This is a genomic window from Streptomyces sp. NPDC055955 (genome assembly GCF_042270245.1).
GTDB lineage: Bacteria > Actinomycetota > Actinomycetes > Streptomycetales > Streptomycetaceae > Streptomyces.
This window is the reverse complement of sequence record NZ_JBHJYS010000003.1, coordinates 474,144-488,640: the sequence shown is the minus strand read 5'-3', so window position 1 is coordinate 488,640 and position 14,497 is coordinate 474,144. Positions and strand designations below refer to the sequence as shown.

General features: G+C 71.6%; 14 protein-coding genes. 10 read left to right on the top strand and 4 right to left on the bottom strand.

All coding sequences use genetic code 11. The annotated features are described in order from the left end of the window. Window positions 1-50: 50 nt before the first annotated feature. The 5 genes from ACFC96_RS08290 (at window position 51) to ACFC96_RS08270 (ending at window position 3,167) form a co-directional block, all read left to right on the top strand. Window positions 51-1,010: a sigma-70 family RNA polymerase sigma factor gene (locus tag ACFC96_RS08290; RefSeq protein WP_376610895.1), complete on the top strand. Its 960-nt coding sequence runs from the start codon at window positions 51-53 to the stop codon at window positions 1,008-1,010. 83 nt (window positions 1,011-1,093) lie between these two features. Beyond that, on the top strand, window positions 1,094-1,558 hold the full coding sequence (locus tag ACFC96_RS08285) for a helix-turn-helix transcriptional regulator (protein ID WP_376260630.1): 465 nt from the start codon (window positions 1,094-1,096) through the stop codon (window positions 1,556-1,558). A gap of 85 nt (window positions 1,559-1,643) precedes the next feature. After that, the gene (locus tag ACFC96_RS08280; RefSeq protein ID WP_376260628.1) at window positions 1,644-2,072 is read left to right on the top strand and encodes a helix-turn-helix domain-containing protein; all 429 of its coding nucleotides are present in this window, start codon (window positions 1,644-1,646) and stop codon (window positions 2,070-2,072) included. A 28-nt stretch (window positions 2,073-2,100) separates the two neighbouring features. After that, on the top strand, window positions 2,101-2,697 hold the full coding sequence (locus tag ACFC96_RS08275; protein WP_376260626.1) for a hypothetical protein: 597 nt from the start codon (window positions 2,101-2,103) through the stop codon (window positions 2,695-2,697). A 128-nt stretch (window positions 2,698-2,825) separates the two neighbouring features. After that, window positions 2,826-3,167: a DUF2516 family protein gene (locus ACFC96_RS08270; RefSeq protein WP_116512297.1), complete on the top strand. Its 342-nt coding sequence runs from the start codon at window positions 2,826-2,828 to the stop codon at window positions 3,165-3,167. 53 nt (window positions 3,168-3,220) lie between these two features. Here ACFC96_RS08270 and ACFC96_RS08265 read toward each other — a convergent pair whose 3' ends face one another. From ACFC96_RS08265 to ACFC96_RS08255, 3 genes are all read right to left on the bottom strand, one after another. Beyond that, window positions 3,221-4,558 (bottom strand): SpoIIE family protein phosphatase, encoded by a 1,338-nt coding sequence (locus tag ACFC96_RS08265; protein WP_376610893.1) that lies wholly within the window; start codon window positions 4,556-4,558, stop codon window positions 3,221-3,223. A gap of 275 nt (window positions 4,559-4,833) precedes the next feature. Beyond that, a complete protein-coding gene (locus tag ACFC96_RS08260; protein WP_376260623.1) occupies window positions 4,834-5,895 on the bottom strand; it encodes an NlpC/P60 family protein in 1,062 nt (353 codons plus the stop codon). A 224-nt stretch (window positions 5,896-6,119) separates the two neighbouring features. Then, complete coding sequence (locus tag ACFC96_RS08255; protein ID WP_376610891.1) at window positions 6,120-6,914, bottom strand: class I SAM-dependent methyltransferase; 795 nt, start codon at window positions 6,912-6,914, stop codon at window positions 6,120-6,122. A 186-nt stretch (window positions 6,915-7,100) separates the two neighbouring features. On the opposite strand from ACFC96_RS08255, the gene mshA reads away from it, so the two are divergent. From mshA to ACFC96_RS08240, 3 genes are all read left to right on the top strand, one after another. Next, window positions 7,101-8,450: a D-inositol-3-phosphate glycosyltransferase gene (gene mshA, locus ACFC96_RS08250; RefSeq protein WP_376260620.1), complete on the top strand. Its 1,350-nt coding sequence runs from the start codon at window positions 7,101-7,103 to the stop codon at window positions 8,448-8,450. A 7-nt stretch (window positions 8,451-8,457) separates the two neighbouring features. Next, window positions 8,458-8,952 (top strand): YbjN domain-containing protein, encoded by a 495-nt coding sequence (locus ACFC96_RS08245; protein WP_266569343.1) that lies wholly within the window; start codon window positions 8,458-8,460, stop codon window positions 8,950-8,952. A 140-nt stretch (window positions 8,953-9,092) separates the two neighbouring features. Continuing rightward, the gene (locus ACFC96_RS08240; RefSeq protein WP_376260618.1) at window positions 9,093-10,766 is read left to right on the top strand and encodes a glycoside hydrolase family 55 protein; all 1,674 of its coding nucleotides are present in this window, start codon (window positions 9,093-9,095) and stop codon (window positions 10,764-10,766) included. Window positions 10,767-10,769: 3 nt separating this feature from the next. Here ACFC96_RS08240 and ACFC96_RS08235 read toward each other — a convergent pair whose 3' ends face one another. After that, complete coding sequence (locus tag ACFC96_RS08235) at window positions 10,770-12,044, bottom strand: MDR family MFS transporter (protein WP_376610889.1); 1,275 nt, start codon at window positions 12,042-12,044, stop codon at window positions 10,770-10,772. Window positions 12,045-12,255: 211 nt separating this feature from the next. On the opposite strand from ACFC96_RS08235, the gene ACFC96_RS08230 reads away from it, so the two are divergent. Further along, a complete protein-coding gene (locus ACFC96_RS08230) occupies window positions 12,256-13,017 on the top strand; it encodes a phosphoglyceromutase (RefSeq protein ID WP_266562789.1) in 762 nt (253 codons plus the stop codon). 303 nt (window positions 13,018-13,320) lie between these two features. Further along, window positions 13,321-14,295 (top strand): CorA family divalent cation transporter, encoded by a 975-nt coding sequence (locus tag ACFC96_RS08225; protein ID WP_376610887.1) that lies wholly within the window; start codon window positions 13,321-13,323, stop codon window positions 14,293-14,295. Window positions 14,296-14,497 lie beyond the last annotated feature (202 nt).

Sequence of the window (14,497 nt, the reverse complement as noted above, 5' to 3'; positions counted from 1 at the left end):
GGTTCTCGACGTCTGCTTCTTTGACCCGCGCCGAGCGAGGAATGTGACCGATGGACGAGAACGCATCGCTGACCGAGCGTTTCGAGAAGGACAGGACCCGGCTGCGCGCGGTGGCCTACCGGATGCTCGGCTCGGTGACCGAGGCGGACGACGCCGTGCAGGAGACCTGGCTGCGCCTCAGCCGCACGGCCGACGCGCACGCGCGTCACGAGGACGGGGCGGAGCGGGGGGAAGAGGACGCGCCGGCCGGCATCGAGAACCTCACCGGCTGGCTGACCACGGTCGTGTCACGTGTGTGCCTGAACATGCTGCGCGCCCGCGAGAACCGCCGCGAGGACCCCCTCGACGCGTACGTCCCCGACCCGGACGCCGCCCCGGAGGACGGGCGTGACCCGGAGGAGGAGGCGCTGCTCGCCGATTCGGTCGGCGTCGCCCTCCTCGTCGTGCTCGACACCCTGACCCCCGCCGAGCGGCTCTCCTTCGTGCTGCACGACATGTTCGCCGTGCCGTTCGACGAGATCGGGCCGCTGATCGAGCGGACCCCCGCCGCGACCCGGCAGCTCGCCAGCCGCGCCCGCCGCCGGGTCAGAGGCGTCGCCCCGGCGCCCGGCGCCGATCTGCCGCGCAGGCGCCAGGTCGTCGAGGCGTTCCTGGCCGCCACGCGCGGCGGGAACTTCGACGCGCTGGTCGCCCTGCTCCACCCGGACGTGGTGCTCCACGCGGACCGTACGGTCATCCCGACCCCCGAGCCCGTCGTGGTCCGCGGCGCCGCCACGGTGGCCCGCGGCGCGATGGCCGCCACGGGCCGCGCCCTGTTCACCGGTCCCGCGCTGATCGACGGCTCGGCGGGCCTCGTGATGGCACCCGGCGGCCGCCTGTTCCTGGTGCTCGTCCTCACGGTCGCCGGCGGCCTGATCACGGGCATCGACGTGATCGCGGAGCCGGAGCGCCTGCGCCGGCTGAACATCACCGTTCTCGACGGTGATCCGAGTGATCCGTACGGGGAGTAGGGCCGTACATAGGGCTGTACGAGGAACGAGGGCTCGCGGCGAGTGGCCGGACGCGGGCGCGGGCGCGGCCTTACGCTGGCAGCGTGACGCTCGATGACCTCGTCAGGCTGCGCCGGGCCCGGGACATGATGGACCGCGACTACGCGCAGCCCCTCGACGTCCCGGCCCTGGCGCGTGCCGCGCACATGTCGCCGGGGCACTTCTCCCGCAGCTTCCGGGCGGCCTTCGGCGAAACCCCGTACAGCTATCTGATGACCCGCCGCGTCGAGCGGGCCAAGGCGCTGCTGCGGCGGGGCGATCTGAGCGTGACGGAGGTCTGCTTCGAGGTCGGCTGTACGTCGCTGGGGTCGTTCAGCTCGCGTTTCACCGAGCTGGTCGGCGAGACCCCGAGCGCGTACCGGGCCCGCGGTCACGAGCCGGGCGCGGTCATACCCGCGTGCGTGGCCAAGATCCTCACCCGCCCCGTCCGCAACGGACCGGCCGGGGGCGGGCACGTCATCGACGCCCAAGTCCTCGACGGAGAACCGGAAACGGGCCCTCGCGCGTAGGCCTCTCGCCGCCTTCCGGGTGGCGTGGCGCACTATTGCAAGCAGTCGCTTGCAATAGTTAGCAATGGCGAGGCACTATCGGAACATGGCATCGCTCAACGTCGGCAATCTCGGTGAGTACCTGCGCGAGCAGCGCCGCAGTGCGCAGCTCTCGCTCAGGCAGCTCGCCGATGCCGCCGGGGTGTCCAATCCGTATCTGAGCCAGATCGAGCGCGGCCTGCGCAAGCCGAGCGCGGAGGTCCTCCAGCAGGTGGCCAAGGCCCTGCGGATCTCCGCGGAGACGCTGTACGTGCGGGCCGGGATCCTCGATGCGGAGCGCGACCGGGAAGAGGTGGAGACGCGCGCCGTCATCCTCGCCGACCCGTCGCTCAACGAGCGCCAGAAACAAGTGCTGTTGCAGATCTACGAGTCCTTCAGGAAAGAGAACGGGACCGAGGTGCAGCACGACCGTCAGGAACACCCCGCCGACGGCCCCCGCACGGCCGGGAGCAGCGGTGCCGAACCCTCAAGCTGAAGCCGATGTGATCCGGGAGGACCACGCCATGGCCATCACCGACGACCTGCGCAAGACCCTCAGCAACCCGACCCCCCTCTACTTCGCCGCCGGCACGGCCGAGCTCGCCTATCAGCAGGCGAAGAAGGTGCCCGGCCTCGTGGAGCAGCTGCGCGCCGAGGCCCCGGCCCGGTTCGAGGCCGTGCGCAAGACCGACCCGAAGGACGTCCAGGAGAAGGCGGCCGGCCGCGCCAAGGAGGCCCAGGCGGCCATCCAGGCCAAGGTCACCGAGGTGCTCGGCACGCTCGACACCGACCTGAAGAAGATCGGCGAGTCCGCTCAGGACCTCGCACTGCGCGGTGTGGGCGTCGCCGCCGAGTACGCCGTCAAGGCCCGTGAGACGTACGAGAAGGTCGCCGAGCACGGCGAGGAGACCGTGCGGGCCTGGCGCGGTGAGGCGGCCGACGAGATCCTCGAGGTCGCCGAGGCCGTCGAGCCCGACACGGAGCCCGTCGCCGTGGCCGACGAGCGGGCCGCCGCGAAGCCCGGGCCGACCGAGGCGTCCGCCAAGAAGCCGGTGGCCGTGAAGAAGGCCCCGGCCAAGAAGCCCACGGCCGTGAAGAAGACCGCGCCCTCCGCCAAGTAGCGGCACGGCGGGGTGAACAAAGCGGTACGGAGCGTACCGAGGGGCGGGCCGGGCACTTACCGAGTGTCCGGCCCGTTCACCGGGTACGGTGACCGCGTAGGACTGATCTGACTCGGGTGGTGGGCGTTGTGCTGATGTCGGCTTTCGGCGGCTTGATGTGGCTGCTCTACACCGCCATGCTCGTGCTCGCGGTGGTTGCCCTGGTGATGGCCGCGTTCTCGCGCGAGGACGCGTTCCGCGCGGCGGACAAGCAGAACAAGATGTTCTGGCTGATCATCCTCGGTATCGCGGTCGCGGTGAATCTGCTCGTCCCGATGCTGTTCCTCCAGCTCGCGGGCCTCGTCGCGACGATCGTCTTCTTCGTGGACGTGCGGCCCGCGCTCCAGCAGGTGTCGGGCGGCGGCCGGGGCCGCCGTGGCGGCGGCTCCAGCAGTGACGGTCCCTACGGGCCGTACAACGGCGGGCGCTGAGCCCGCCGGACCGCGAGGGGCCGGGAGGTCCTGGTTCCCCCGGATCGGGGACCCTAGTTCCCCCGGTCCAGGAGGACGACTGCCACGTCGTCCGTGAGGTCGCCGCCGTTGAGGTCGCGGGCCTCGTTCACCGTCGCGTCGATGAGTTCCTCGCCGCGCAGCCCCTCCGTGAGCCTGCGGCGCACCATGTCGACCATGCCGTCCTGGCCCAGGCGCTGCTTGCCGTCGCCGACGCGTCCCTCGATCAGGCCGTCCGTGTAGAGCATCAGGCTCCACGTCGGGCCGAGCTCGACCTGACGGCGCGGCCAGCGGGCGCGCGGCAGCAGACCGAGCGCCGGGCCGTTGTCCTCGTACGGGAGCAGCTCGGCGATGGGGGTCCCCCCTGCGCGAGCGGAGCCGAGAGCTCGGGGGAGCCCCGGGCGCGCTATCAGCGGCGAGGGGTGGCCCGCCAGGCACAGGCCGGCGCGGCGGCCGTCGGGGGAGATGTCGACCGTGCACAGCGTCGCGAAGATCTCGTCGTCCGCCCGCTCGTGTTCGAGGACCTGCTGGAGCGTGGAGAGCAGTTCGTCGCCGCACAGGCCGGCGAACGTCAACGCCCGCCAGGCGATGCGCAGTTCGACACCGAGCGCCGCCTCGTCGGGGCCGTGCCCGCAGACGTCGCCGATCATGGCGTGCACCGTGCCGTCGGGCGTGCGGACGGCGTCGTAGAAGTCGCCGCCGAGCAGCGCGCGGGAGCGGCCGGGGCGGTAGCGGGCCGCGAAACGCAGCGGGGAGCCGTCCAGGAGCGGCGTCGGGAGGAGGCCGCGCTCCAGGCGGGCGTTCTCCTGGGCGCGCAGCCGGGACTCGGCGAGCTTGCGCTGGGCGACGTCGGCGCGCCTGCGCTCGACGGCGTAACGCACGGCACGGCCCAGCAGACGGCCGTCCAGCTCGTCGCGGAACAGATAGTCCTGGGCGCCGACGCGCACGGCCTCGGCGCCGCGCTCCGTGTCGCCGGACGCGGTCAGGGCGAGGACGGCGTGCCGCGGCGCGAGGCGCAGGACGTGCCGGAGCGTCTCCAGCTCGTCGGCGTCCGTGGCCGCGCCGGGCGCGGGCAGGGCGAGGTCGAGCAGGATGCAGTGGACGTCATCGGTGAGGAGCCGCTCGGCCTCGGTGAGGTTGCGGGCGGTGCGGACGCGGATCGGCTTGCCCGCCGAGTCGGTCAGTTCGGGCACGCCGAGGGAGGCGCTGGGGTCGTCCTCGATGACGAGGAGCGTCAGAGGGCCACCTCCGCCGCTCTGGACGCCGGAGGCCGTGGGCTGCCGGGGCAGCGTGACGGGCGGTGTCGGCACAGTCGGAGCCTGACCACCTTCCACGGCCGGGATAGCTCTCTGCCGCGGTACGGGTACGGGCATCGATCGGTTCCTTCCCTCCCCCCGAGGGCGTGGTGGAGCGAAGGATCGTCGCACCACCGACGGTGGACCTTAGCGGTAGGCGGCCCGGCAACGGAATGGTGAAGGGCGAACCGCCACTGTCATATGCCCCATCAACTAGCGGAATTGGGCACGCCAGAGGGCCCGTCGGCCGATTCGGGGATGACGAAGGTCACGTCGGTTCACCGCAACCGGAGGCGCCGGAGTGCGGTGGGTCACGTGGCCCAGCTCACCGCGGCGCCTCGCCCGCCGCCCCTTCACGCGTCGGGGCGGACGACTCCGAGGATCGACATCGAGCCCGCGCCCGCGATCGTGACGTTCCGCCCGGGGCGCGGCGCGTGCACGATGGCGCCGTCCCCTACGTACATCCCGACGTGACTGGCGTCGTCGTGGTAGATGATCAGGTCGCCGGGGCGCATGTCCTTGATGTCGATGTGCTTGAGCTGCTTCCACTGCTCCTGCGACGTCCGCGGGATCGGCCGCCCGGCCGCCGACCACGCCTGCGAGGTCAGGCCCGAGCAGTCGTAGGAGCCGGGTCCCTCGGCGCCCCACACGTACGGCTTGCCGAGCTGGCCGGTGGCGAACGCGACCGCCTTCTTGCCCTGCGCCGACGCGCTGCCCTTGATGTCCTTGAGGACCCCCGAGCTGAGCCAGGCCGTCTGCTGCTTGTACTCGGCCTGCTGCTCCAGCTCCTTCAGGCGCTCCCGCTCCTTCTTCTCGAGCTGTGACTCGAGCTTCTCGGCGGCCGCGATCTTGCTCTTGATCTTCTTCTGCGCCCGGGCCTTCTCCTTGCGGCCGGCCTCGAGCTTCTTCCAGTTCCGCGTGGCGTCCTGGGCGTATGCCTGCAGGTCCTCCTGCGTCCGGGCCATCTCGCCCAGGAGCCCCTTGGTGGCGTGCTGCCCCTGCCGCATCCGGTCCGCGCCGTCCAGGAACCGCGAGGGGTCGTCCGAGAGCATCAGCTGCGCCTCCGGCGGCATCCCGCCGTCGCGGTACTGCTGGCGGGCCGCGGCGCCCGCGCGGGACTTCAGCCGGTCCAGCTTCTTCTGGCCGGCGACGATGTCCTTGGCCAGCTGGACGATCTGTCCCGACTGCTTCTCGGCCTTCTCCTCGGCCGCGTTGTACGCCTCCGTGGCGACGGCCGCGTCGTGGTAGAGCCCGTCGAGCTCGGCGCGGACCTGCTCAAGGTCCCTGCTTCTGTCGGACGTTGACGGCGGCGCGGGCCGCGCGGGACTCGCGTGTGCGGCGCCTGGCGCCGTCAGTACGGTCAACGCGCTGACCAGCGCCACGGCCGCCATGACTGTCGTGCTCCGCCTGCTCATCGCGCTCCGCCCCCAAGCCGTGAAGATCCACCAAAAACTGATTTACCGTCAGTAACTTACGGATGCCCTGGGGATGGTGCCACGCCGGCGCCGAATGTGACAGAGCCGGGCAACAACTCCCCATCCGCTCCCGGCCCGCCCCGTCGGTCCCGTCCACCCCCTGCCTCGCACCGTCTGACGTACGACCCCCGGAGATCGTTCCCTCGGGCTCGGGCGCGCCGTCGTCAGCCCCGCGGAGCCAACGCCCCCCAGGCGACCGTCACTTCCCCCTGCCGCCAGCGCGCGGGCCGGTCGAGCACCGGCCAGTCCGCGCTCAGCGCCCGCGCCGTCCGGATCCACCGCTGCCGCGCCCCGTACGAGGCGTAGGGCGCGGCGGCCGCCCAGGCGCGGTCGAAGTCGCGCAGGAACGCGTGGACCGGCTCGCCCGGCACGTTGCGGTGGATCAGTGCCTTGGGGAGGCGCTCGGCGAGGTCGGAGGGGCGGTCGAGCGAGCCGAGGCGGGTCGCGAAGGTGACCGTGCGGGGGCCCTCGGGTCCGAGCGCCACCCACACGTGGCGGCGGCCGATCTCGTCGCAGGTCCCCTCGACGAGGAGGCCGCCGGGCGCGAGCCGTGCGGTCAGCCGCCGCCAGACGTCGGCGACCTGGTCCTCGTCGTACTGGCGCAGCACGTTCGCGGCCCTGATCAGGAGCGGGTCGTGGGGGAGGGGCACCTCGAAGCCGCCGTGGCGGAAGGTGAGGCCGTCCCGTTCGTAGGGGAGGGCGGCGGCGACCCGCGCGGGCTCGATCTCGATGCCCACCACGCACGCGCGTGGCGCCACGGTGCGCAGTCGGTGCAGCAGCTCGACCGCGGTCCAGGGGGCGGCCCCGTAGCCGAGGTCGACGGCGACGGTGTGCTCGGCGCGGCGCAGGGCGGCGCCGTGCGTGGCCGCGATCCAGCGGTCCATGCGGCGCAGGCGATTGGGGTTGGTGGTCCCGCGTGTGACCGTTCCCACGGGGCGGGACGGGGGGCGCGGGCTCATGGGTACGAGGGTATGCGCCCGCCTCGGGCGCCCCAGGGTTGAGTCCCCGACGGTAATGATTCGGCAAAACGGAAATGGAGCGGAGACCTCCGGTGTTGGAGGGGCTGAAGGAGGGTTCGTGCCCGGGCTCCGTGCCCGGTGTTCCGCGCCCCGACGAGTCGTGCCCGCAGCAAGGAGGACCGCCACGTGAGCCAGTACGTGTCCAGGCTCCGCCGTTCCGGGGCCTCGTCCCCGCGGCTCAGGTTCCCCGGCGCGCACCGCAGACCGCGTCGCGTGGCCATGCTGAGCGTGCACACGTCACCGCTCCACCAGCCCGGCACGGGCGACGCGGGCGGCATGAACGTCTACATCGTCGAGCTCGCCAAGCGCCTCGCCGCGATCAACGTCGAGGTCGAGATCTTCACGCGTGCCACGACCGGCGCGCTGCCCCCCTCCGTCGAGCTGGCGCCTGGTGTCCTGGTCCGGCACGTGGACGCGGGCCCGTACGAGGGTCTCGCCAAGGAGGAGCTGCCGGCGCAGCTGTGCGCCTTCACGCACGGCGTGATGCAGGCGTGGGCGGGTCACCGGCCTGGCTACTACGACCTCGTCCACTCGCACTACTGGCTCTCCGGCCACGTCGGCTGGCTGGCCGCCGAGCGCTGGGGCGTCCCCCTCGTGCATGCCATGCACACCATGGCCAAGGTCAAGAACGCTGCGCTCGCCGAGGGGGACACCCCAGAGCCCGCCGCGCGCGTCATCGGCGAGACCCAGATCGTCCGCGCCGCCGACCGCCTCATCGCGAACACCGCCGAGGAGGCCGACGAGCTCGTCCGCCACTACGAGGCGGACGCCGCCAAGGTCGCCGTCGTCCACCCCGGCGTGAACCTGGACCGCTTCCGTCCCGCCGACGGCCGTGCCGCCGCGCGGCGCCGACTCGGCCTGCCCCAGGACGCCCTCATTCCGCTCTTCGCGGGCCGCATCCAGCCCCTGAAGGCGCCGGACATCCTGCTCAGGGCCGTCGCCGTGCTCCTGGACGAACGGCCCGAGCTGCGCTCGCGGATGGTCGTGCCCGTGGTGGGCGGCCCCAGCGGCAGTGGTCTGGCCAAGCCGGAGGGGCTGCAGAAGCTCGCCGCCAAGCTCGGTATCGCGGAGGTCGTCCGCTTCCGCCCGCCGGTCGGGCAGGACCAGCTGGCGGACTGGTTCCGTGCGGCCTCCGTGCTCGTCATGCCGTCGTACAGCGAGTCCTTCGGGCTCGTCGCCATAGAGGCGCAGGCGGCCGGTACGCCGGTGATCGCGGCCGCGGTCGGCGGTCTGCCCGTCGCCGTGCGCGACGAGACGACCGGCTTCCTGGTCCCGGGCCACGACCCGGCGTCGTACGCGCGCAGGCTGGGCGAGTTCGCCGACCGTCCACAGCTTGTGGACAGTATGGGCGCCGCCGCCGCGGCGCACGCGCAGGGCTTCGGCTGGGACACCGCGGCCTCCGCGACGGCCGACGTGTACACGGCGGCCACCTACGAGCACCGCCACCCCCGTCACGTACCCTCGCTGCATGGCTGACAGCACCATGGCCGGCGCGGCGGCGGTCATCGAGCAGGTCCTCACCGAGGCCGAGCTCGAGTGGGAGAGCCCCGAGCCCGGCTCGTCGTACGTCGTGAAGCTGCCCGGGACGCGCAAGCTGTCGACGACGCTCTCGCTGCTCGTCGGCAAGCACTCGCTCTCGCTGAACGCGTTCGTGATCCGGCACCCGGACGAGAACGAGCAGGGCGTCCACCGCTGGCTCCTGGAGCGCAACCTCCGTCTGTACGGCGTGAGTTACGCGGTCGACCAGCTCGGCGACGTCTATCTCACCGGCAAGCTGCCCCTCGCGGCCGTCACCCCCGACGAGGTCGACCGCCTCCTCGGCTCGGTCCTGGAGGCCGCGGACGGCGCGTTCAACACGCTCCTGGAGCTCGGTTTCGCGAGCGCGATCCGGCGCGAGTACGCCTGGCGGGTGTCGCGTGGCGAGTCCACGCGCAACCTCGACGCGTTCACGAATCTGACCCAGCGCCCCGCCAAGTAGCGCCGCTCTCCCGCCGATTGACTGTTGCGCGACCCCTTCCGTCGCAGGGGTCGCCGTGGCATGCTCGCGGCCGACGCGGACATGAACGACGTTCGTATCTGTGAACGTCCTCGAACTGAATCGTGCGGAGGGTGGCGGCGGTGGAGAACCTCAGCAGACGCGGGTTGTTGGGCAGCGCGACAGCGGTGGCGATCGTGGCGGTGACGGGGACCGGCGCGCGGGCCGCCACGGCACACCCAGGTGAAGTCCCGGCCGTCTGGCGCGAGTTCACCCGTACCCCCTACACGCACCCGCAGATCCCGTATGTCGGACGTGCCGGATACCGCGGCGGCCGGCGGGACTTCGTCCGCCCCCGCGTCGTCGCCGACGTCGTACGCGACTACGGCGCGCGCCCCGACGGCTCGGCCGACGCCGCCCCCGCGATCAACCGTGCCCTCGCCGACGCCGGACGGGCCGGCGGGGGCACGGTCCACCTGCCCCCGGGCACGTACCGCATCGACGACCTCATCCGCATCGGCCACAGTGGCGTCGTCCTGCGCGGCGCGGGCAGCACCCGCACCAAGCTGTACGCGACCCGCAGCCTCACCGAACTCGTCGGCGTCTACGGCTCCCGCTACGGCGGCGACAAGTCCAGCTGGTCCTGGGCGGGCGGCCTGATCTGGCTCTGCCCCGAGGACCGCTTCCGCACCCTCACCGACGCGATCAGGGCCAAGGCCTGGCCCTTCGAGGGCTGGACGGGCAACAAGCGCGACGAGTGGGACACGCTGACGGCGGTCGGGCCCGCCACCCGCGGCTCCTGGTCGGTGACCGTCGCGGACGCGTCCCGCCTCTCCCGCGGCGACCTGGTCCTCCTGCGCCTCGCCGACGACCTCGACCACACCCTCCTCGAACACATGGCGGGCGGCGGCCCGGGCCCCGAGGCGTACGTCTGGGACGACAAGACCAAGCTGACCTCGTACGTGCCCTATGAATGGCCCGTACGGATCGCCTCCGTGCACGGACGCCGCGTCACCTTCGAACGCCCGCTCCCCCTCGACGTACGCCCCGAGTGGGACCCCCGGCTGACCACGCACGTCGAGGCACTGACCGGCTCGGGCGTCGAGGCCCTGACCCTCGAAGCCGTCGAGACCCCGCAGGCGCAGCACCTCCTCGACAAGGGCTACAACGGTGTCGCGTTCCAGTGCGCGTACGACTGCTGGGCCGACGACGTCACCGTGCGCCACGTCGACAACGGCTTCGGCCTGGTCGCGGCGTCCGCGTGCACGCTGCGCCGCACGCGCGTCGCGGGCCGCGGCTCGCACCACCCCTACTTCTGCCGCGAGGGCTCCCACGACAACCTCGTCGAGTCGTTCACCATCGAGCAGCGCACCGTCCCCGCCCCCGCGGGCACGCAGCTGCACGGCATCAACGTCGAGGGACTGTCGTCGTACAACGTGTGGTCGCGCGGCGCGATGGAGATGGGCACGTTCGACTCGCACCGCGGCATGCCGTTCGCGAACGTGCGCACGGACATCACGGTGAACAACAACGGCCGTCACGGCGGGGACGCCTCGGCGGGACCGCTCTTCGGGGCGCGCTTCACGCACTGGAACATCCGCGTCACGAACCAGCGCGCCGGTCTGATGCGCCTCGACGGACTCGCGCCGTACAGCGCGACCGTCGCCGTCAACACGGTCCGCGAGTTCGACCAGACCGACGTCCCGGACTTCGCCGGGGATCTGCACGCGCGGCTGGAGCTCTACGGCGACGGAGTGTCGGACACGGTCCGCCCGCGGAACCTGTACGACGCGCAGCGGTCGTCGGTCGGGCGGTGAACGTCAGGCGATGAGCTCGGGCTCGGCCCCGGTCTTCTCGGGGGTGGGAACGGGAGTGAGGGTCTGGTCGTCCGCGGGCAGTCCCCGCATCAGGATCCAGTACCCGGCCGCCGCGACCGTCCCGATCACCGCGCAGCCGGCCCACAGCCACCCCGCGCCGAACCGGTCGATCGTCACGCCCGACGCGAGCGGCGCGACCAGGGCCGCCACCGACCACGACATGGAGTACATGCCCTGGTAGCGGCCCCGCCCGTGGGTCGGGGCGAGCCGCGCCACCAGGCCGGACTGTGTGGGCGCGTTGACCATCTCGCCGAGCGTCCACACGACGACGATCAGGGCGTACGCGGCCATGGACCCGGCGAACGCGGTGAGCGCGAAGCCGTAGCCGATGAGGAGGGAGGAGACCGTCAGGAGCCGGCCCGCGTCGCGCTTCTCGATGAAACGGGTCAGCGGGATCTGCAGCGCCACGATGACGATGCCGTTCACGGCGGCGACGAGTCCGACGTCCGAACTGCTCAGCCCCGCCTGCCCCATGACGATGGGCAGCCCGGACGAGGACTGTGTGAAGACGACGGAGATGAGGAACGACAGCCCCACCATCAGCATGTACCGGCCGTCGCGCAGGACGGTCAGCATGGTCACGTCGGCGACGGGTGCCGCGTCGGGCTTCGGCTCGGCCCGCTCGGGCCGCGACTCGGGCACCTTCATGAACACCAGGACCGCGCAGGCCAGCGTCATCGCGGCCTCCACGAGGAAGCCGGCGGTGTAGCTGGCGGCCACGAGGAAACCGGCGTAGACGGAGGAGACGGCGAAGCCGAGGTTGATGGCCCAGTAGTTGAGGGAGAAGGCCCGCACGCGGTCCTTCGGCGCGACGAGGTCGGCCATCATCGCCTGTACGGCGGGACGCGACGCGTTCGAGGCGACGCCGAGCAGGAAGCCGGTCAGCGCGATCCCGGCGGGGTCGCGCACGAAGGCGAGGACGGCGACGGTCGCCGCGGTCGAGAGCTGCGCGGCGAGGAGGGTGGGGCGCCGCCCGATCCGGTCGGCGAGCACCCCGCCGAGCAGCGACGCGATCATGCCGCCGAGCCCGATGAGCGCGGCGACCAGACCCGCGTACGACGCGGAGAAGTGGCGCTCGGTGGTCAGGTACAGCGCCATGAACGTGAGGACGAAGCCGCCCAGGCGGTTGATCAGGGTGCTGGTCCACAGCCACCAGAACTGGCGTGGCAGACCGGACACACTCTCGTGTGCGGCCCGTCTGAGTGCGGTGACGGACATCGGGACGGATCCCCCCTGGGGCGCGTGCGGCGTGGGTGCGGCCTGATGGGCCTGTAAGCGGCGCCGGCCATGTCCGTAACTTACGTGGGGGAGGGTGGCCGCAGCCACTCAATTGACGGTCGTCGTCAATCGTCGGCGGGAGCCGCCTCCGTACCGTCCGGCCCGTGGCCGGGGGCGCGGGGCGCCGGAGGCTTGGATTAGGCTCGGAGCCATGGCCGACGCACCGTACAAGCTGATCCTCCTCCGCCACGGCGAGAGCGAATGGAACGCGAAGAACCTGTTCACCGGTTGGGTGGACGTCAATCTCAACGAGAAGGGCGAGAAGGAGGCAGTCCGCGGCGGTGAGCTGCTCAAGGACGCAGGCCTGCTCCCCGACGTCGTCCACACCTCGCTCCAGAAGCGCGCTATCCGCACGGCCCAGCTGTCGCTGGAGGCCGCGGACCGCCACTGGATCCCCGTCCACCGCTCCTGGCGCCTGAACGAGCGGCACTACGGCGCGCTCCAGGGCAAGGACAAGGCGCAGACACTGGCCGAGTTCGGCGAGGAGCAGTTCATGCTCTGGCGCCGCTCGTACGACACCCCGCCGCCGCCGCTGGCCCGCGACGCGGAGTACTCGCAGTTCGACGACGCGCGCTACGCGACCCTCCCGCCCGAGCTGCGCCCGCAGACGGAGTGCCTCAAGGACGTCGTCGTCCGCATGCTCCCGTACTGGTTCGACGGCATCGTCCCGGACCTCCTGGACGGCAAGACGGTCCTGGTCGCGGCCCACGGCAACAGCCTGCGCGCTCTGGTCAAGCACCTCGACGGCATCTCCGACGCCGACATCGCGGGCCTGAACATCCCGACGGGCATCCCGCTGTCGTACGAGCTCGACGCGGACTTCAAGCCCCTGAACCCGGGCGGCACGTACCTGGACCCGGACGCGGCCGCGGCGGCGATCGAGGCGGTCAAGAACCAGGGCAAGAAGAAGTAGCTTTCGTGATCATGCCTCCCACCTGCGCGGACCGCGCGGATGGGAGGCATTTTCATGCCCTGGGACCTCCCGGGAACCTGATCCCTTGGGGGGTCTTGGGGGTCTTGGGGGTCTTGGGGGTCTTGGGGTCTTGGGGCCTTGGGACCCTGGGGCCTTCGGGCCGAGGTGCCCTGCCGGCCCTCCTGCGCGTGGTCTCGTCACCCGTCCGGTCCGCACGGTGCCGCACATGACGGTGCCCGAGTGCGCAGACACCGGACCGCACGCACGCTGGGACCGTCGGAGTCGTAACCAACGGTGAGGGCCATGATCGTAACGATGGTGTCGATGCCGGACGCGACCGTGACCCGTACGAACCTGTCCGAGGCACGTGAGCGACTCGCCGCGGCCCGCTTTCTGATCGTCGACGTCGAGCTGCCGGAGGATGCGCCGGCGGATGGCGGGGGCGTGGCCCGTCAGCTCGGCCTGGAGGCTCAGGACCTGGCCTGGTTCGGCAGGAAGGACGAGCCCGCGCGGGCCGACTTCCTGGGGGAGAAGGCCGGCTTCGTCGTGCCCGTGGTCCACGACGACCAGATCGCCTACATCCACGCGCTCGTGACCGAGCAGTTCCTGGTCACCGTTCACCGTGGCTGGGCGGGCATGGCGTCGAACATCTCCGCGCAGCTCCGGCACGAGAGGCCCCCCGACGTCGTGGCCGTGCTCTTCCTGCTGCTCCAGGAGGCACTGGCGACCTTCCGCAGGGCCGCCGTGCAGGACCTGCTGCTGACGGAGGAACTCGAGGACGACATGTTCCAGCAACGGCGCCCCGAGCAGGTCTACCGCCTGTCGAAGCTGCGACGGCGCTCCGCCCTGCTGCACCACTCGCTGCTTCCCTACCTTCAGGTGGTGGACGAGGTCTTCACCCGCCGGATGCTGAACCCCAACTTCCCGGCGGAGCGGCAACGGCTCGCCCAGGAGTTCCAGCACGCGGCGAGGCTGGTCCTGACGGACATCGAGTCCCTCCAGGACGCCTCCCGTCGTGCTTTCGCCAGCTACTCCTCCCTCGCCGCGGGCGAGCAGAACGGAGTGATCAACCGGCTGGCCATCGTGTCGACGATCTTCCTGCCGCTGACGTTCCTCAGCGGATTCTTCGGCATGAACTTCACCTACCTGACCGACGAGCTGGAGAGCAAGGTGGTCTTCTGGCTGCTCGCCGTGGGACTTCAGGTGGCCGTCCTGTTCGTGGCGTTCTACGTACTGCACCGCACCCGCATCTGGCGGCGGCTGCGGGACGAGGATTAGGACGGGGACGGGGCGAGGGTGGGACACGGGGACGGGGACCGTCCGTCTGATCGGGCCCGGAACGCGGGCGGTCGAAACCCGGGGCGTGACGGAGCAGCCTTCACGATCACGCCTCCCACTTCCCACTTCCCGCCTGCGCGGACGGCGCGGACGGGAGGCGGGATCGTGAGCTGGGCCGAGGGCCAGAGGTCAGGGGGCCGGG

Excerpts from the sequence above, each read along its gene's own strand:
- ACFC96_RS08235 (WP_376610889.1), bottom strand. The coding sequence starts at position 12,044 with ATGTCCGTCACCGCACTCAGACGGGCCGCACACGAGAGTGTGTCCGGT.
- ACFC96_RS08290 (WP_376610895.1), top strand. The coding sequence starts at position 51 with ATGGACGAGAACGCATCGCTGACCGAGCGTTTCGAGAAGGACAGGACC.
- ACFC96_RS08280 (WP_376260628.1), top strand. The coding sequence starts at position 1,644 with ATGGCATCGCTCAACGTCGGCAATCTCGGTGAGTACCTGCGCGAGCAG.
- ACFC96_RS08225 (WP_376610887.1), top strand. The coding sequence starts at position 13,321 with ATGATCGTAACGATGGTGTCGATGCCGGACGCGACCGTGACCCGTACG.
- ACFC96_RS08265 (WP_376610893.1), bottom strand. The coding sequence starts at position 4,558 with ATGCCCGTACCCGTACCGCGGCAGAGAGCTATCCCGGCCGTGGAAGGT.
- ACFC96_RS08275 (WP_376260626.1), top strand. The coding sequence starts at position 2,101 with ATGGCCATCACCGACGACCTGCGCAAGACCCTCAGCAACCCGACCCCC.
- ACFC96_RS08260 (WP_376260623.1), bottom strand. The coding sequence starts at position 5,895 with ATGAGCAGGCGGAGCACGACAGTCATGGCGGCCGTGGCGCTGGTCAGC.
- ACFC96_RS08245 (WP_266569343.1), top strand. The coding sequence starts at position 8,458 with ATGGCCGGCGCGGCGGCGGTCATCGAGCAGGTCCTCACCGAGGCCGAG.
- ACFC96_RS08255 (WP_376610891.1), bottom strand. The coding sequence starts at position 6,914 with ATGAGCCCGCGCCCCCCGTCCCGCCCCGTGGGAACGGTCACACGCGGG.
- ACFC96_RS08230 (WP_266562789.1), top strand. The coding sequence starts at position 12,256 with ATGGCCGACGCACCGTACAAGCTGATCCTCCTCCGCCACGGCGAGAGC.